This window comes from Streptomyces katrae (assembly GCF_002028425.1).
Taxonomy (GTDB): domain Bacteria; phylum Actinomycetota; class Actinomycetes; order Streptomycetales; family Streptomycetaceae; genus Streptomyces; species Streptomyces katrae_A.
Genome location: NZ_CP020043.1, coordinates 238,934 through 254,662, shown reverse-complemented (window position 1 = coordinate 254,662; position 15,729 = coordinate 238,934). Strand labels below are relative to the sequence as shown.

The 15,729-nt window shown below is 75.4% G+C and carries 1 protein-coding gene and 1 pseudogene; both read right to left on the bottom strand.

Annotated elements, in window-relative coordinates:
* Positions 1-60 precede the first annotated feature (60 nt).
* The gene (locus tag B4U46_RS35315) at positions 61-10,650 is read right to left on the bottom strand and encodes a type I polyketide synthase (protein WP_079432329.1); all 10,590 of its coding nucleotides are present in this window, start codon (positions 10,648-10,650) and stop codon (positions 61-63) included.
* A gap of 140 nt (positions 10,651-10,790) precedes the next feature.
* Positions 10,791-15,725: pseudogene (locus tag B4U46_RS35310) on the bottom strand (type I polyketide synthase); the annotation flags it as partial.
* Between the last annotated feature and the right edge of the window lie 4 nt (positions 15,726-15,729).

Here is a 15,729-nt window from a genome sequence, read left to right as displayed (position 1 = left end):
GGAACGGGGGACGGGACGTGGGCGGGATGTGGGGGAAGGAGGCGGGGAGGACGGTGGTGGCTACAGGGATCCGAATTCCTTGTCGATCAGGTCGAAGAGTTCGTCGGTGGTGGCCGATTCGATCTCACGCTCCTCGGACGCGGCACGAGCGCCGCTCGCGGCGTCCACGGGCTGGGACGCCGCCGCGCCGGAGGCGCCGAGCCGCTCCAGGAGGGCGCGCAGCCGGGCCTCCGCCTTCCCGCGCAGCACGTCGTCCTGCGCGAGGGAGGCGAGGACGGGCTCCAGGGAATCCAGCCGTTCGGCGAAGGCGTGCTCCGCGTACGCGTCGACCAGCTCGGCCCGCAGGTACCCGGCGAGCGCGGCCGGCGTCGGGTAGTCGAACACCACCGTCGCGGGCAGGGCGAGACCCGTCACCGGGCCCAGCCCGTTGCGCAGTTCGAGCGCGGTGAGGGAGTCGAAGCCCAGCTCGCGGAACTGCCGTTCGCCGTCCACCGCCGAGGCCCGCGCATGCCCGAGGACCAGCGCCACCTGACCGCACACGAGGTCCAGCAGGACGGCGTCCCGCTCCTCGGCGGGCAGCGCCAGCAGCCGGTCGCGCAGCGACGGCCCGGTGGCCGCGGCCCCGCTGGGCTCCGCCGCCCGGGCGACGGCCCGCCGGGCCGGTCCGGCGGTCAGGGCCCGCAGGAGGCCGGGGGTCTGGTCGCGGGTGCGCAGGGTGCGCAGGTCGAGGGGGACGGGGACGAGGAGGGGTTCTCCGGTGCCGAGGGCGGCGTCGAAGAGGGCCAGGCCCTGGTCGACGGTCAGCGGGCGGACGCCGGAGCGGCCGATGCGTTCGATGTCTTCTGCGGAGAGGGTGTCGCCCATGCCGCCGACTCCGGCCCACAGGCCCCAGGCGAGCGACAGGCCGGGCAGGCCTGCGGCCCGGCGTTCGGCCATGAGGGCGTCGAGGTAGCTGTTGGCGGCCGCGTAAGCACCCTGGCCGGCACTGCCGAAGACCCCGGCGACGGAGGAGAAGACCACGAACGCCGACAGGTCCGAGCCTGCGTCCCGGGTCAGCTCGTGCAGATTGACCACCGCATCCGCCTTGGGCCGCATGACCTCGGCCACCCGCTCGGGGGTCAGCGCCCCGATCACCCCGTCGTCCAGCACACCGGCGGAGTGCAGGACGGCGGTCAGGGGCCGGTCGAGGGAGTCCAGGAGGGCGGCGAGTGCCTCGCGGTCGGCGGCGTCGCAGGCGGCGATCCGTACCCGTGCCCCCAGCTGTTGGAGTTCGGTGGCGAGTTCGGTGGCGCCGGGGGCGTTCTCGCCGCGTCGGCTGGTCAGCAGCAGGTCGCGGACGCCGTGCTCGGTGACCAGGTGGCGGGCGAACAGCGCGCCCAGGCCGCCCGTGCCGCCGGTGATCAGGACCGTGCCGTCCCCGAACACCGGACCCTCGACTGGGGTAGCGGCGGCCCGGGCCAGGCGCGGCACGAGCACCAGGCCGTCCCGCAGGGCGAACTGGGCCTCGTCCGTGCCGAGGGCCCGCGGCAGCAGGTTCCAGCCCGAGTCCACGTCCGCGGCCTCCACGAGCACGAACCTGCCGGGGTTCTCGGCCTGCGCGGAACGCACCAGCCCCCACACAGCCGCCGTGTCCGGGGCCGGCCCGGTGGCGGTGAACACCAGACGGGACGCGGTGTACCGCTCGTCCGTCAGCCAGGACTGGAGCACCGCCAGCGCCCCGGCCACCGTCCCCGGCGCGGGCAGCACCACCAGGTCCGGCACCGTCCGGCCCCCGTCCACGGCCGCCCGCAGCCCGGCCAGGTCCGGGTACGCGGCGAACGGAACGCCCGCACGCTCCAGCCCCCGCGCGGCGGGCGACCCTTCGGCGTCGACCACCGCCCAGTCGAGGACCGACTCGGCGGCCTCCGCAGAGGAGGCCTCCGCCCACTCCAGGCGGAACAGCGCGTCCCGCAGCGCTGCGTCACCGAACTGCTCGGCCGACACGGCGCGCAGGGCGAGGGATGCGACGGCCGCGACGGGTGCCCCGGCCGGGTCGGTGAGGGTCAGCGCCACGGAGTCCGCCCCGGCGGGCGCGATCCGCACCCGCACGGCAGAGGCCCCGGCCGCGAACAGCGACACCCCGGTCCAGACGAAGGGCAGCCGCGCCCCGCTGCCGTCGGAGTCGGAGAGGAACGGGCCCAGGCCGATGCCGTGCAGGGCGGCGTCGAGGAGGGCGGGGTGGATGCCGTAGCGGCCCGCGTCGGCGGTGGCGTCCTCGGGGAGGGCGATGTCGGCGTAGACGTCCTCGCCGAGCTTCCAGGCAGCCTTCAGCCCCTGGAACACCGGCCCGTAGTCGAGGCCTACCTCGGACATCGCGGCGTACAGACCCTCCGCGTCCAGGGGCACGGCCCCGGCCGGCGGCCACTCGGCCGGACCGGCCTCGGGGGCGCGGTCGGCGAACGACAGCGTCCCGTCGGCGTGCCGGGTCCAGGGCTCCCCCGCAGGGGCGTCCTCGGCCCGGGAGTAGACCCGTACGGACCGCCGCTCCTCCGCGTCGGGCCCGCCGACCAGCACCCGGACCTGGACCCCGCCGTCCTCGGGCAGCACCAGCGGGGCCTCCAGGGTCAGTTCGTCCAGCGTGTTGCAGCCGGCCTCGTCACCGGCCCGCACGGCCAGCTCCACCAGCGCGGCGCCCGGTACGACGGCCTGCCCCATGACCCGGTGGTCGTCCAGCCAGCGGTGGGTGCGCAGGGACAGCCGGGCGGTGAGCAGGAACTCCTCGGACTCGGGCAGCGTGACCGCCGCCCCGAGCAGCGGGTGGTCCGCCGCGTCGAGCCCGGCGTGCCCGGCGTCGGCGGTGGCCGGGGCCGTGTCGTGGATCCAGAAGGTCTCGTGCTGGAAGGCGTAGGCGGGGAGGCCGACGCGGGTGACGTCCGTGCCGGTGAAGAAGGCGGTGCGGTCGGCGAGGCCGCCTGCGGTGAGGAGGTGGGCGAGCGCGGTGACCGCGGAGTCGGCCTCGTCGCGGCCCCGGCGGAGCGTGGGGGCGAGTGCGGTGTTCTCGTCGGTGAGGCAGGGGCGGGCCATGGCGGTGAGTACGGCGTCGGGGCCCAGTTCCAGGATGGTGGTGGCGCCTTCGGTTTCGAGGGTGTGGATGGCGTCGTGGAAGCGGACGGCTTCGCGGACGTGGCTGACCCAGTAGTCGGGGTGGGCGATCTCGTCGGTGACGAGGCTGCCGGTGAGGGCGGAGACGAAGGGGATGTTCGGCTGGTGGAAGTCCAGGCCGGAGATGGCGTTCCGGAACTCCTCCAGCATCGGGTCCATGAGGGGGGAGTGGAAGGCGTGGCTGACGCGCAGGGCCTTGGACTTGACGCCCAGGGGGGTGAGCAGCGCGACGACTTCCTCGACGGCTTCCCGCGCGCCGGAGATGACGACGGCCTCGGGGCCGTTGACGGCGGCGATGGCCGCGCCGGGGACCAGCAGCGGGGCGACCTGTTCCTCGCCCGCCCGGACGGAGACCATGACCCCGCCCTCGGGCAGGGCTTCCATGAGCCGCCCGCGTGCGCTGACCAATGCGGCCGCGTCGTGCAGGGACAGCACTCCGGCGACGTGTGCGGCGGCGATCTCGCCGACCGAGTGGCCGCCGACGAACCGCGGGGCGATGCCCCAGGATTCGACGAGTCGGTAGAGGGCGACCTCGATGGCGAAGAGGGCGGGCTGGGTGGTTCCGGTGCGGTCCAGGGCTTCGGTGTCCTCGCCGAAGACGATCTCCTTGAGGCCGTCCCCGAGTTCCGCGCACACCGCGTCGAAGGCGGCCGCGAACACCGGGTACGTCTCGTACAGCTCGCGGCCCATGCCGATCCGCTGGCTGCCCTGGCCCGTGAAGAGCACCGCCAGCCGCCCGCGTCCCGTCGCCTGGCCGGTGACCACCGACGGGTCCGGCTCGCCGGAGGCCAGGGCCGTCAGGCCCCGCACCAGCGTGTCGCGGTCCCGGCCCACGACCACGGCGCGGTGTTCCATCTCGGACCGCCCCGTGAGGGAGTACGCCACATCGGCCACGTCCAGCTCGGGCCGCTGTTCCAGGTGGTCGGCCAGCCGGGCGGCCTGTGCCCGCAGGGCCTCCGGTGAACGGGCCGACAGCGCCACCGGCACCGGACCGGACACCGGCTCGCCGCCCCGCCCGGGGGCCTGCTCCGGGGCGGCCTCCAGGATCACGTGGGCGTTGGTGCCGCTGATGCCGAACGAGGACACGCCCGCGCGGCGCGGCCGCCCCGTCTCCGGCCACGGCCGGGCCTCGGTAAGGAGCTCGACGGCTCCGGCCGACCAGTCGATGTGGCTCGACGGGGCGTCCACGTGCAGGGTGGGCGGCAGCACGCCGTTGCGCATCGCCTGCACCATCTTGATGACCCCCGCCGCGCCGGCGGCGGCCTGGGTGTGCCCGATGTTGGACTTGATGGAGCCCAGCCACAGCGGTTCGCCGTCCGCTCGCTCCTGCCCGTAGGTGGCGAGGAGGGCCTGGGCTTCGATGGGGTCGCCGAGCTTGGTTCCCGTGCCGTGGGCTTCGACGGCGTCGACGTCGGCGGTGGTGAGTCCGGCGCTGTCGAGGGCTTGGCGGATGACGCGCTGCTGGGAGGGGCCGTTGGGGGCGGTGAGGCCGTTGCTGGCGCCGTCCTGGTTGACGGCGGAGCCGCGGACGACGGCCAGTACGGGGTGTCCGTTGGCCACGGCGTCCGAGAGCCGTTCCACGAGCAGCATGCCGACGCCCTCGCCCCAGCCGGTGCCGTCGGCGCCCTCTGCGAAGGACTTGCAGCGGCCGTCGGCCGCGAGCCCGCGCTGACGGCTGAAGTCGACGAAGGTCTCCGGGGTCGACATGACGGCCACGCCGCCCGCGAGGGCCATCGTGCACTCACCACGCCGCAGGGCCTGCACCGCCAGGTGCAGGGCGACGAGGGAGGAGGAGCAGGCCGTGTCGACCGTCACCGCCGGGCCCTCCAGGCCCAGCGTGTACGAGACGCGTCCCGAGGCCACGCTGCCCGCCCCCGCCGTGCCGCGGAAGCCCTCCAGCCCGTCCGGAATCGCCGAGAGCCGGGCGAGGTAGTCGTGGTACATCAGGCCGGTGAAGACGCCGGTCCGCGTGCCCCGGGCGCGCTCCGGGTCGATGCCCGCGTCCTCGAAGGCCTCCCAGGCCGTCTCCAGCAGCAGCCGCTGCTGCGGGTCCATCGCAAGGGCCTCGCGCGGGGAGACGCCGAAGAAGCCGGCGTCGAACTCCGCCGCGCCGTGCAGGAACCCGCCCTGGTCCGCGTACGAGGTGCCCGGGTGGTCCGGGTCCGGGTCGAAGAGGTGGTCGAGGTCCCAGCCGCGGTTGTCGGGGAAGGCGGTGATGCCGTCCCGGCCGTCGGCGACCAGCCGCCACAGGTCCTCGGGGGTTTCGACGCCGCCCGGGTAGCGGCAGCTCATGCCGACGATCGCGATCGGCTCGTCGTCGCCGACCGCCACCGGGGCGGCGGACCGGGCGTCGGTGTCCTCGCCGACCAGCTCGGTCCGCAGGAACTCGGCCAGGGCGGCCGGATTGGGGTGGTCGAAGACCAGGGTGGCCGAGAGCCGGATCCCGGTCTGCGCGATCAGCGCGTTGCGGAACTCGACGGCGGTGAGGGAGTCGAAGCCCAGCTCGCGGAAGGCCCGCTCGGGCTCCACGACGGACGGATCGCTGTGCCCCAGCACCGCCGCGGCCTGCGCACTGACCAGGTCGAACAGGAGCGCCCGCTGCTCGGCGACCGCCAGGCCGGCCAGCCGGTCCGCCCAGGCCGACCCGCCCTGGGCGGTGGCACCGGAGCCGACGGCGGCGGTCCGGCGGCGCGGCGCGGGCACCAGCCCGCGCAGCAGGACCGGGATCCGGCTCTGGCGGCGCAGGGTGCGCAGGTCGAGGGGGACGGGGACGAGGAGGGGTTCTCCGGTGCCGAGGGCGGCGTCGAAGAGGGCCAGGCCCTGGTCGACGGTCAGCGGGCGGACGCCGGAGCGGCCGACGCGCTCGACGTCCTCTGCGGAGAGGGTGTCGCCCATGCCTCCGACCCCGGCCCACAGGCCCCAGGCCAGCGACAGGCCGGGCAGGCCGGCGGCCCGGCGTTCGGCTATGAGGGCGTCGAGGTAGCTGTTCGCGGCCGCGTAGCCGGCCTGCCCGGCGCCGCCGAACAGGCCGGCGGCAGAGGAGAAGACGACGAACGCGGCGAGGTCCGCGCCCGCGTCCCGGGTCAGCTCGTGCAGGTGGCGTGCCGCGTCCGCCTTGGGGCGCAGCACGTCGGAGACGCGTTCCGGGGTCAGGGAGGACACCACCCCGTCGTCCAGCACACCGGCGGAGTGCAGGACGGCGGTCAGGGGCCGGTCGAGGGTGTCCAGGAGCGCGGCGAGTGCTTCGCGGTCGGCGGCGTCGCAGGCGGCGATGCGGACGCGTGCCCCCAACTCTTCCAGATCCGTGGCGAGTTCGGTGGCGCCGGGGGCGTTCTCGCCGCGTCGGCTGGTCAGCAGGAGGTCGCGGACGCCGTGCTGGGTGACCAGGTGGCGGGCGAACAGGGCGCCGAGGCCGCCCGTGCCGCCGGTGATCAGGACGGTGCCGTCCCCGAACGCGGGCCCCTGGGCCGGGGCGGGCGTGGCCCGGGCCAGGCGGGGGACGAGGGTCCGGCCGTCGCGGAGGGCGATCTGCTCCTCGCCGGCGGCGAGCGCGGTGGAGATCTGTTCCCAGGTGGCTTCGATGTCGGCGGTCTCGACCAGGGCGAACCTGCCGGGGTTCTCGGTCTGCGCGGTACGCACCAGTCCCCATACGGCGGCCGTGGCCGGGTCCTGCCGCTCGGCGGTGAACACCAGCCGGGAGGTTGCGAAGCGCTCCTCGGCCAGCCAGGACCGCACCAGCCGCAGGGCCTCGGCGACGGCGGAATGCACCTCGCCGGCCGGGGTGCGCGTGACCACGTAGGCGGGGACGGTCTCCCCTTCCTCACCCAGCCGCCCCCATGTACCCGGCTCCCCGCCGCCGACGGCGACGGCCGCCTCGGCCCAGTCCAGGCGGAACAGGGCGTCGCGCAGCGAGCCGTCCTCCAGCTGTTCGGCGGTGACGGCACGCAGGGCGAGGGATTCGACGGTGGCGACGGGCGCCCCGGTCTGGTCGGCGAGGGTGAGTGCCACCGAGTCCGTCCCGGTGGGGGCGATGCGGACCCGCAGGGCAGAGGCCCCGGCCGCGTGCAGGGAGACCCCCGACCAGTTGAACGGAAGCCGCGCCCGCCCAGGTTCCTCGGGCACGAAGGAACCGAGCCCGATCCCGTGCAGGGCGGCGTCCAGCAGCGCCGGGTGCAGGCCGAAGCGGGCGGCGTCGGCGGTCGCCGCCTCGGGGAGGGCGACCTCGGCGTAGACCTCCTCGCCGAGCTGCCAGGCGGCCGTCAGCCCCTGGAAGGCGGGCCCGTAGCCGAAGCCGAGCGCGTCCAGCACCTCGTACAGGCAGTCGGTGTCGAGCGCGGTGGCCCCCGCGGGCGGCCAGACGGCCAGGGGCACGCCCGGCACGTCCGGGGTGGCGACGACCGCACCGGCGGCGTGCCGGACCCACGGCTCGGCGGCGTCGGCGTCCTCCGGGCGGGAGAACAGGCTCAGCGCCCGTCGGCCGTGTCCGTCCGGTTCGGCCAGCATCAGCCGCAGCTGGACGCCGCCGGACGGCGGGAGGACGAGCGGGGCCTCGATCGTCAGGTCGTCGAGCAGCCCGTGGCCGACCTCCTCACCGGCCCGTACGGCCAGCTCCACCATGGCCGCGCCGGGGAACACGACCTGGCCGTGCACCTGGTGGTCGCGCAGCCACGGGTGGGAGTGGAGGGAGAGCCGGCCGGTGAACAGCATTCCCGATGCACCGGGGAGCGTGACGGCGGCGCCGAGGAGGGGGTGGTCGGCGGCGGCGACACCCGCCGAGGCCACGTCCCCGACCGAGCCGACGGAGGCGGACACCCAGAAGGTCCGGTGCTGGAAGGCGTACGTGGGCAGGTCCACGCGCGCGGCGCGGGAACCGGCGAAGAACGCCGCACGGTCGGCGACGGCCCCGGCGACGAACAGCCGCCCGAGCGCGGCGACGGCGCAGACGGCCTCGTCGCGGCCCCGGCGGAGGGTGGGGACGAGAGCGGTGCTCTCGTCGGCGAGGCAGGGGCGGGCCATGGCCGTCAGCACGCCGTCCGGGCCCAGCTCCAGGATGGTCGTGGCACCTTCGGACTCCAGCGTCCGGACCGCGTCGTGGAAGCGGACGGCTTCGCGGACGTGGCTGACCCAGTAGTCGGGGCGGGCGATCTCGTCCGTCACCAGGCCGCCGGTGAGGGCGGACACGAAGGGGATCTCGGGGCGGTGGAAGTCCAGGCCGGAGATGGCGTTCCGGAACTCCTCCAGCATCGGGTCCATGAGCGGGGAGTGGAACGCGTGGCTGACGCGCAGGGCCTTCGCCTTCACGTCCTGCGCCGCGAGCAGCGCCACGACACCCTCGACGGCTTCCCGAACCCCGGAGATGACCACGGCCTCGGGCCCGTTGACGGCGGCGATCGCGGCGCCGGGCACGAGCAGCGGAGTGACCTGCTCTTCGGAGGCCTGGACGGAGACCATGATCCCGCCCTCGGGGAGCGCTTCCATGAGCCGCCCGCGTGCGCTGACCAATGCGGCCGCGTCGTGCAGCGACAGCACCCCGGCGACGTGCGCGGCGGCGATCTCGCCCACCGAGTGGCCGCCGACGAACCACGGGGCGACGCCCCAGGATTCGACGAGTCGGTAGAGGGCGACCTCGATGGCGAACAGGGCCGGCTGGGTGGTTCCGGTGCGGTCCAGGGCTTCGGCGTCCTCGCCGAAGACGATCTCCTTGAGGCCGTCCCCGAGTTCCGCGCACACCGCGTCGAACGCGGCCGCGAACACCGGGTACGTCTTGTACAGTTCCCGGCCCATGCCCGGCCGCTGGCTGCCCTGCCCCGTGAACAGCACCGCCGGGCCGCCGCCGGGACCGGCCGGCGAGCCGCCGCCGTCGCGCTCCAGGTTGCGCAGACCGGCCAGGACCTCCTCGCGGTCCCGGCCCACGACCACGGCGCGGTGTTCCAGGTCCGTACGTCCCGTCAGGGAGTACGCCACATCGGCCACGTCCAGCTCGGGCCGCTGCGCCAGGTGGTCGGCCAGCCGGGCGGCCTGTGCCCGCAGGGCTTCGGGCGAACGGGCCGACAGCGCCACCGGCACCGGACCGGACACCGGCTCGCCGTCCCGCCCGGGGTTCTGCTCCGGGGCGGCCTCCAGGATCACGTGGGCGTTGGTGCCGCTGATGCCGAACGAGGACACGCCCGCGCGGCGCGGCCGCCCCGTCTCCGGCCACGGCCGCTGCTCCGCGAGCACTTCCACCGCGCCCGCCGACCAGTCCACCTCCGCCGACGGCGCGTCCACGTGCAGGGTGCGCGGGAGGACCCCGTGCCGCATGGCCTGCACCATCTTGATGATCCCCGCGACACCGGCCGCGGCCTGGGTGTGCCCGATGTTGGACTTCACCGACCCGAGCCACAGCGGTTCGCCGCCCGCACGCTCCTGGCCGTAGGTGGCCAGCAGCGCCTGGGCCTCGATCGGGTCGCCCAGCTTCGTCCCCGTGCCGTGCGCCTCCACCGCGTCCACGTCGGCGGCGGTCAGCCCGGCCGCGTCGAGGGCCTGGCGGATGACCCGCTGCTGCGAGGGGCCGTTGGGGGCGGTCAGGCCGTTGCTGGCGCCGTCCTGATTGACCGCCGAGCCCCGTACGACGGCCAGCACCGGATGCCCGTTGCGCACGGCGTCCGACAGGCGCTCCACCAGCAGCATGCCCACGCCCTCGGCGAAGCCCGTGCCGTCCGCGCCGTCCGCGAAGGACTTGCAGCGGCCGTCCGGGGCCAGCCCGCGCTGGCGGCTGAACTCCACGAACGTCGACGGCGTGGACATCACCGTCACCCCGCCCGCCAGGGCCAGCGTGCACTCCCCGCGCCGCAGCGCCTCACCGGCCAGGTGCAGGGCCACCAGGGACGCCGAGCAGGCCGTGTCCACGGTCACCGCCGGACCCTCCAGGCCCAGGACGTACGAGATGCGGCCCGACACCACGCTCGCCGCGCTGCCCGTCCCCACGTATCCGCCGAGGTCGTCGGCGGAGGCGGCGGCCAGCGTCCCGTAGTCCTGCCCGTTCGTGCCGATGAACACCCCGGTCGCGGATCCGCGCAGCGGCGCCGCGTCGAGCCCGGCCCGCTCCACGGCCTCCCAGGCCGTCTCCAGCAGCAGCCGCTGCTGCGGGTCCATCGCCAGGGCCTCGCGCGGGGAGATCCCGAAGAAGGCGGCGTCGAACTCCGCCGCGCCGCGCAGGAACCCGCCCTCCCGGACGTACGAGGTGCCCGTCCGCTCCGGGTCCTCGTCCACGAGCCGGTCGAGGTCCCAGCCGCGGTCGGCGGGGAACGCGGTGATCCCGTCGGCCCCGGACGCCAGCAGCTCCCAGAAGTCCTCCGGAGACTCCACCCCGCCCGGGAAGCGGCAGCTCATCCCGACGATGGCGATCGGCTCGCCGGCGGCGGCCTCCACCTCCCGCAGGCGGTCGTTCGCCTTGTCCAGGTCGGAGGTGACGCGCTTCAGGTACTGCAGCAGCTTCGCTTCGTTGGAGGTCTGGGGCGTGTTGGACATGCTGGAAGGTCACCCGGTTCGTGTGGTGGTGCGTGGCGGGCAGGCGTGGTGGTGGGGGAGGGGAGTACGGGAGGCCGTCGGCGCGGGGACGGGGCCCGGCCGGCACGGGGACGGCGCCCCGGCCGGCGCGGGGGAGCGGGCTAGAGCGCGCCGTACTTCTGGTCGATGTAGGCGAACACGTCCCCGGCGTCGGCGTCGTCGAGCTCCAGGGCCGCGGGCTCCTCCGCCCCGGCCGGGTCGATCTTCCCCAGCAGGACGCGCAGCCGGTCGGCGATCTCCGTACGGGCGCCGTCCGCCTCGTCCAGTGCGAGGGCCGCGCGTTCCAGCCGCTCCACGTCCGCGATCAGCGCGGCGGTGGGGTCCTCGTCCAGCCCCAGGTCGCAGAGGAGCTGTCCGGCGAGGGCGAGCGGCGTCGGGTGGTCGAACACCATCGTGGGGCTGAGCCGCATCCCGGTGGCGGAGCCGAGCCGGTTGCGGAACTCGACGGCGGTCAGGGAGGCGAAGCCCAGCTCGCGGAAGGTGCGGTGCGGCTGGACCGTCCGCTTGTCCGCGTGGCCCAGGACGACCGCGGTGTGCACGCACACCAGGTCCACCAGGGCCGCCGTCCGCTTCTCGGGGGCCAGCGCGGCGATCCGCTCGCGCAGCCCGGCCCCGGTCGCGGCGGTGTCCCCGTCCGCCCCGCGGCCCGGTCCGGCGGCCAGGGCGTCGAGCACCCGGGCGGCCTCCGGGACACCCGTGAGGAGGGCGCTGGGGCGGCCGGCGGTGAAGTCCCGGGTGAAGCGCTCCCAGTCGAGGTCGCCGATCACCGTCGTGGGGGCACCCGCGGCGACGGCCCGGGCGACCGCCGGGACCACGTGCTCGGGGCGCATCGGCACCACCCCGCCCCGGGCCAGCCGCTCGTCCACCTCGCCCGTGCCGTCGGTGGCCATGCCCCCGCCCGCCCAGGCGCCGAACGCGATCGACACGGCCGGCAGGCCGAGGCCCCGGCGCCGCTCGGCGAGCGCGTCCAGACCGGCGTTGGCGGCGGCGTAGTTGGCCTGCCCGGGAGAGCCCAGGGTGCCCGCGACGGAGGAGAACAGCACGAAGGCGTCCAGGTCCGCGTCCCGGGTGAGCTCGTCCAGGTGACGGGCCGCGAGCACCTTGGACCGCAGGACGGACTCGAACCGCTCGGGCGTCAGGGTCTCCACCAGGCCGTCGTCGAGGGTGCCCGCGGTGTGCAGGACAGCGGTCAGCGGCTCGTCGGCCGGGACGGCCGCGAGCAGCGCCGCAAGGGCGGCGCGGTCGCCGGCGTCGCAGGCGGCGATGGTGGTGGGGACGCCCAGCGCGGTGAGTTCCGTGAGGAGTTCGGGCGCTCCGGGTGCCTGGAGGCCGCGCCGGCTGGTGAGCAGGAGCCGGGTGGCGCCGTTCGCGGCGAGCCAGCGAGCGAAGCGGGCGCCGAGGGCGCCGGTTCCACCGGTGACGAGCACGGTCCCGCGCGGAGTCCAGCCGTCGGCGGGAGCGGCCGTACGGGTGAGGCGGCGCCCGAGGACGCCGGAGGCCCGTACCGCGGCCTGGTCCTCGCCGCCGTCCGCCGCGAGCAGGGAGGCCAGCCGCTCCTGGGCCCGCGGGTCGGCGGGCTCGGACGGCAGGTCCACCAGCCCGCCCCACGACTGGGGGCACTCCAGCGCCGCGACCCGGCCCAGCCCCCACACCTCCGCCTGCCGGGCGTCGGCGGGCGACTCACCGGGGCCGGCCGCGACCGCGCCCCGGGTGACCGTCCACAGCGGAGCCGCTGAGGACGCGTCACCGAGGGCCTGGAGCAGCAGCAGCGTCCCGGCGAGCCCGCCGGAGACGGCGGAGCCGTCCGTACGGTCCCGGGTGTCGAGGGCGAGCAGCGACAGCACCCCGGCGAGGGCCGGGGCGTCGCGCTCCGCCTCCGCGAGGAACGCGCGGTACTCCGCCCGGCCGGCGGGGTGCGAGGGCACGGCCCGTACGAGCGCCTTGGCGCCGTACCGGGTCAGGGCCCCGACCACCGCGTCCGTCCAGGCGTCCGCCGCGTGCCCGGCGGGTACGGCCACCAGCCAGGTCCCCGACAGGGCGGGCCGGGCCGGCTCCTGCGCGAGCCGGGTCCACGTCACCTCGTACGTCCTGTCCGCCGCGGCCGACCGCTCCCGCTCCCGGGCCCGCCAGGAGGCGAGCAGCGGGAGCGCGGCGCGCAGCGCGTCCAGGGACGCCTCGTCCCCGGTGCCGTCCAGGTCCAGCGCCGAGGCCAGGGAGGCGGCGTCGGCCTCTTCGACGGCGGCCCAGAAGCGGGCGTCGCCCGCGTCCCGGGCGGCGGCCGGGAGGGTGGTCGTGGCGTCGAGCCAGTACGACGCGCGCTGGAAGGCGTAGGTGGGGAGGTCGACGGAGGCGGAGGGCGCGCCGGTGAAGAAGGCGGTGCGGTCGGCGAGGCCGCCTGCGGTGAGGAGGTGGGCGAGGGCGGTGACCGCGGAGTCGGCCTCGTCGCGGTCCCGGCGGAGGGTGGGGACGAGTGCGGTGTTCTCGTTGGTGAGGCAGGGGCGGGCCATGGCGGTCAGCACGCCGTCCGGGCCCAGTTCCAGGATGGTGGTGGCGCCTTCGGTTTCGAGGGTGCGGATGGCGTGGTGGAAGCGGACGGCTTCGCGGACGTGGCTGACCCAGTAGTCGGGGTGGGCGATCTCGTCCGTCACCAGGCTGCCGGTGAGGGCGGACACGAAGGGGATGTTCGGTTGGTGGAAGTCCAGGCCGGAGATGGCGTTCCGGAACTCCTCCAGCATGGGATCCATGAGGGGGGAGTGGAAGGCGTGGCTGACGCGCAGGGGCTTGGACTTGACGTCCTGTGCGGCGAGCAGCGCGACGACACCTTCGACGGCTTCCCGGACCCCGGAGATGACCACGGCCTCGGGCCCGTTGACGGCGGCGATGGCCGCGCCGGGCACGAGCAGCGGTGTGACCTGGTCTTCGGAGGCCTGGACGGAGACCATGATCCCGCCCTCGGGGAGGGCTTCCATGAGCTGGCCCCGCGCAGTGACGAGTACGGCCGCGTCGTGCAGGGACAGCACTCCGGCGATGTGTGCGGCGGCGATCTCGCCGACCGAGTGGCCGCCGACGAACCGCGGGGCGATGCCCCAGGATTCGACGAGTCGGTAGAGGGCGACCTCGATGGCGAAGAGGGCGGGCTGGGTGGTTCCAGTGCGGTCCAGGGCTTCGGCGTTCTCGCCGAAGACGATCTCCTTGAGGTCGCCACCCAGTTCCGCGCACACCGCGTCGAAGGCGGCCGCGAATACCGGGAACGTCTCGTACAGCTCGCGGCCCATGCCGATCCGCTGGCTGCCCTGGCCCGTGAAGAGCACCGCCAGCCGCCCCCGCCCGGTCGCGTGACCGGAGACGACGGCCGGGTCCGGCTCGCCCGAGGCCAGGGCCGTCAGGCCCCGCACCAGCGTGTCGCGGTCCCGGCCCACGACCACCGCACGGTGCTCCAGCTCGGAGCGGCGGGTCAGTGCGTGCGCCACCTCGGCCGTGCCCAGTTCGGGACGGGCCTCCAGGAACGACAGCAGCCGCCCCGCCTGCGCCCGCAGTGCCTCGGCCGAGCGCCCCGACAGCGCCACCGGGACCGGTCCGGAGACCGGCACGGCGGCCGGTCCGACGGCCGCCTCCACGGCGCCGGCTTCCGGGGCCTGCTCCAGGATCACGTGGGCGTTCGTGCCGCTCGCCCCGAAGGAGGAGACCCCCGCACGGCGGACCCGGCCGGTCTCCGGCCACGGCCGCTCCCGCGTCAGCAGCTCCACCGCTCCCGCCGACCAGTCGATGCCGGAGGAGGGCACGTCGGCGTGCAGGGTGCGCGGCAGGACGCCGTGCCGCATCGCCTGCACCATCTTGATCACCCCGCCGACGCCCGCCGCGGCCTGCGTGTGACCGATGTTGGACTTCAGGGAGCCCAGCCACAGCGGCAGATCCGCCCCGCGGTCCTGCCCGTACGCGGCCATCAGCGCCTGCGCCTCGATCGGGTCGCCCAGCCTGGTGCCCGTGCCGTGCGCCTCCACCGCGTCCACGTCGGCGGCGGTCAGCCCGGCGGCATCCAGGGCCTGCCGGATGACCCGCTGCTGCGCCGGCCCGTTGGGGGCGGTCAGGCCGTTGCTGGCGCCGTCCTGGTTGACGGCGGAGCCGCGGACGACGGCCAGGACGCGGTGTCCGTTCGCCACGGCGTCCGAGAGCCGTTCCACGAGCAGCATGCCGACGCCTTCGGCGAAGCCGGTGCCGTCCGCGCCCTCGGCGAAGGACTTGCAGCGGCCGTCGACGGCCAGCCCGCCCTGCTTCATGAAGTCGAGGAACATCACGGGCGTGGACATGACCGTCGCACCGCCCGCGAGGGCCATCGTGCACTCGCCGCGCCGCAGGGCCTGTACCGCCAGGTGCAGGGCGACCAGGGAGGAGGAGCAGGCGGTGTCCACGGTCACCGCCGGGCCCTCCAGGCCCAGCGTGTACGCGATCCGGCCCGTGGCCACGCTGCCCGCGCTGCCGTTGACCAGGTAGCCCCGCAGTTCCTCGGGGACCTCGGCGACGCCCGTCCCGTAGTCGTGGTACATCAGCCCGGCGAAGACGCCGATCCGCTGCCCCTTCACCGACAGCGGGTCGATGCCCGCCCGCTCGAAGGCCTCCCACGAGGTCTCCAGCAGCAGCCGCTGCTGGGGGTCCATGGCCTGCGCCTCGCGCGGGGAGATCCCGAAGAAGTCCGCGTCGAAGCGGTCCGCGTCGTACAGGAACCCGCCCACCGGGTCGTGCCCGGTGGGCGAGTAGGCCGCGCCGACGTTCCAGCCGCGGTCGGCGGGGAAGGCCGACATCCCGTCCCCGCCGGAGGCGACGAGCTCCCACAGCTCCTCGGGCGAGGTGACACCGCCGGGGAAGCGGCAGCCCATCCCCACGATGGCGACCGGCTCGCCCGCCGCGGCCTCCGCCTCCCGCAGGCGCCGCCGCGTCTCCTGGAGATCGGCGGTCGCCTTGCGGAGGTAAGTGCGGAGCTTCTCCTCGGTGTCTGCCATCGCGGAGCCGATCCCCGTTCCTGTAGTAGCCGTCGTCCGGGCC

What these genes read in the sequence shown, in the direction of transcription:
- B4U46_RS35315 (WP_079432329.1), bottom strand. Translation starts at nt 10,650, where the DNA reads ATGTCCAACACGCCCCAGACCTCCAACGAAGCGAAGCTGCTGCAGTAC.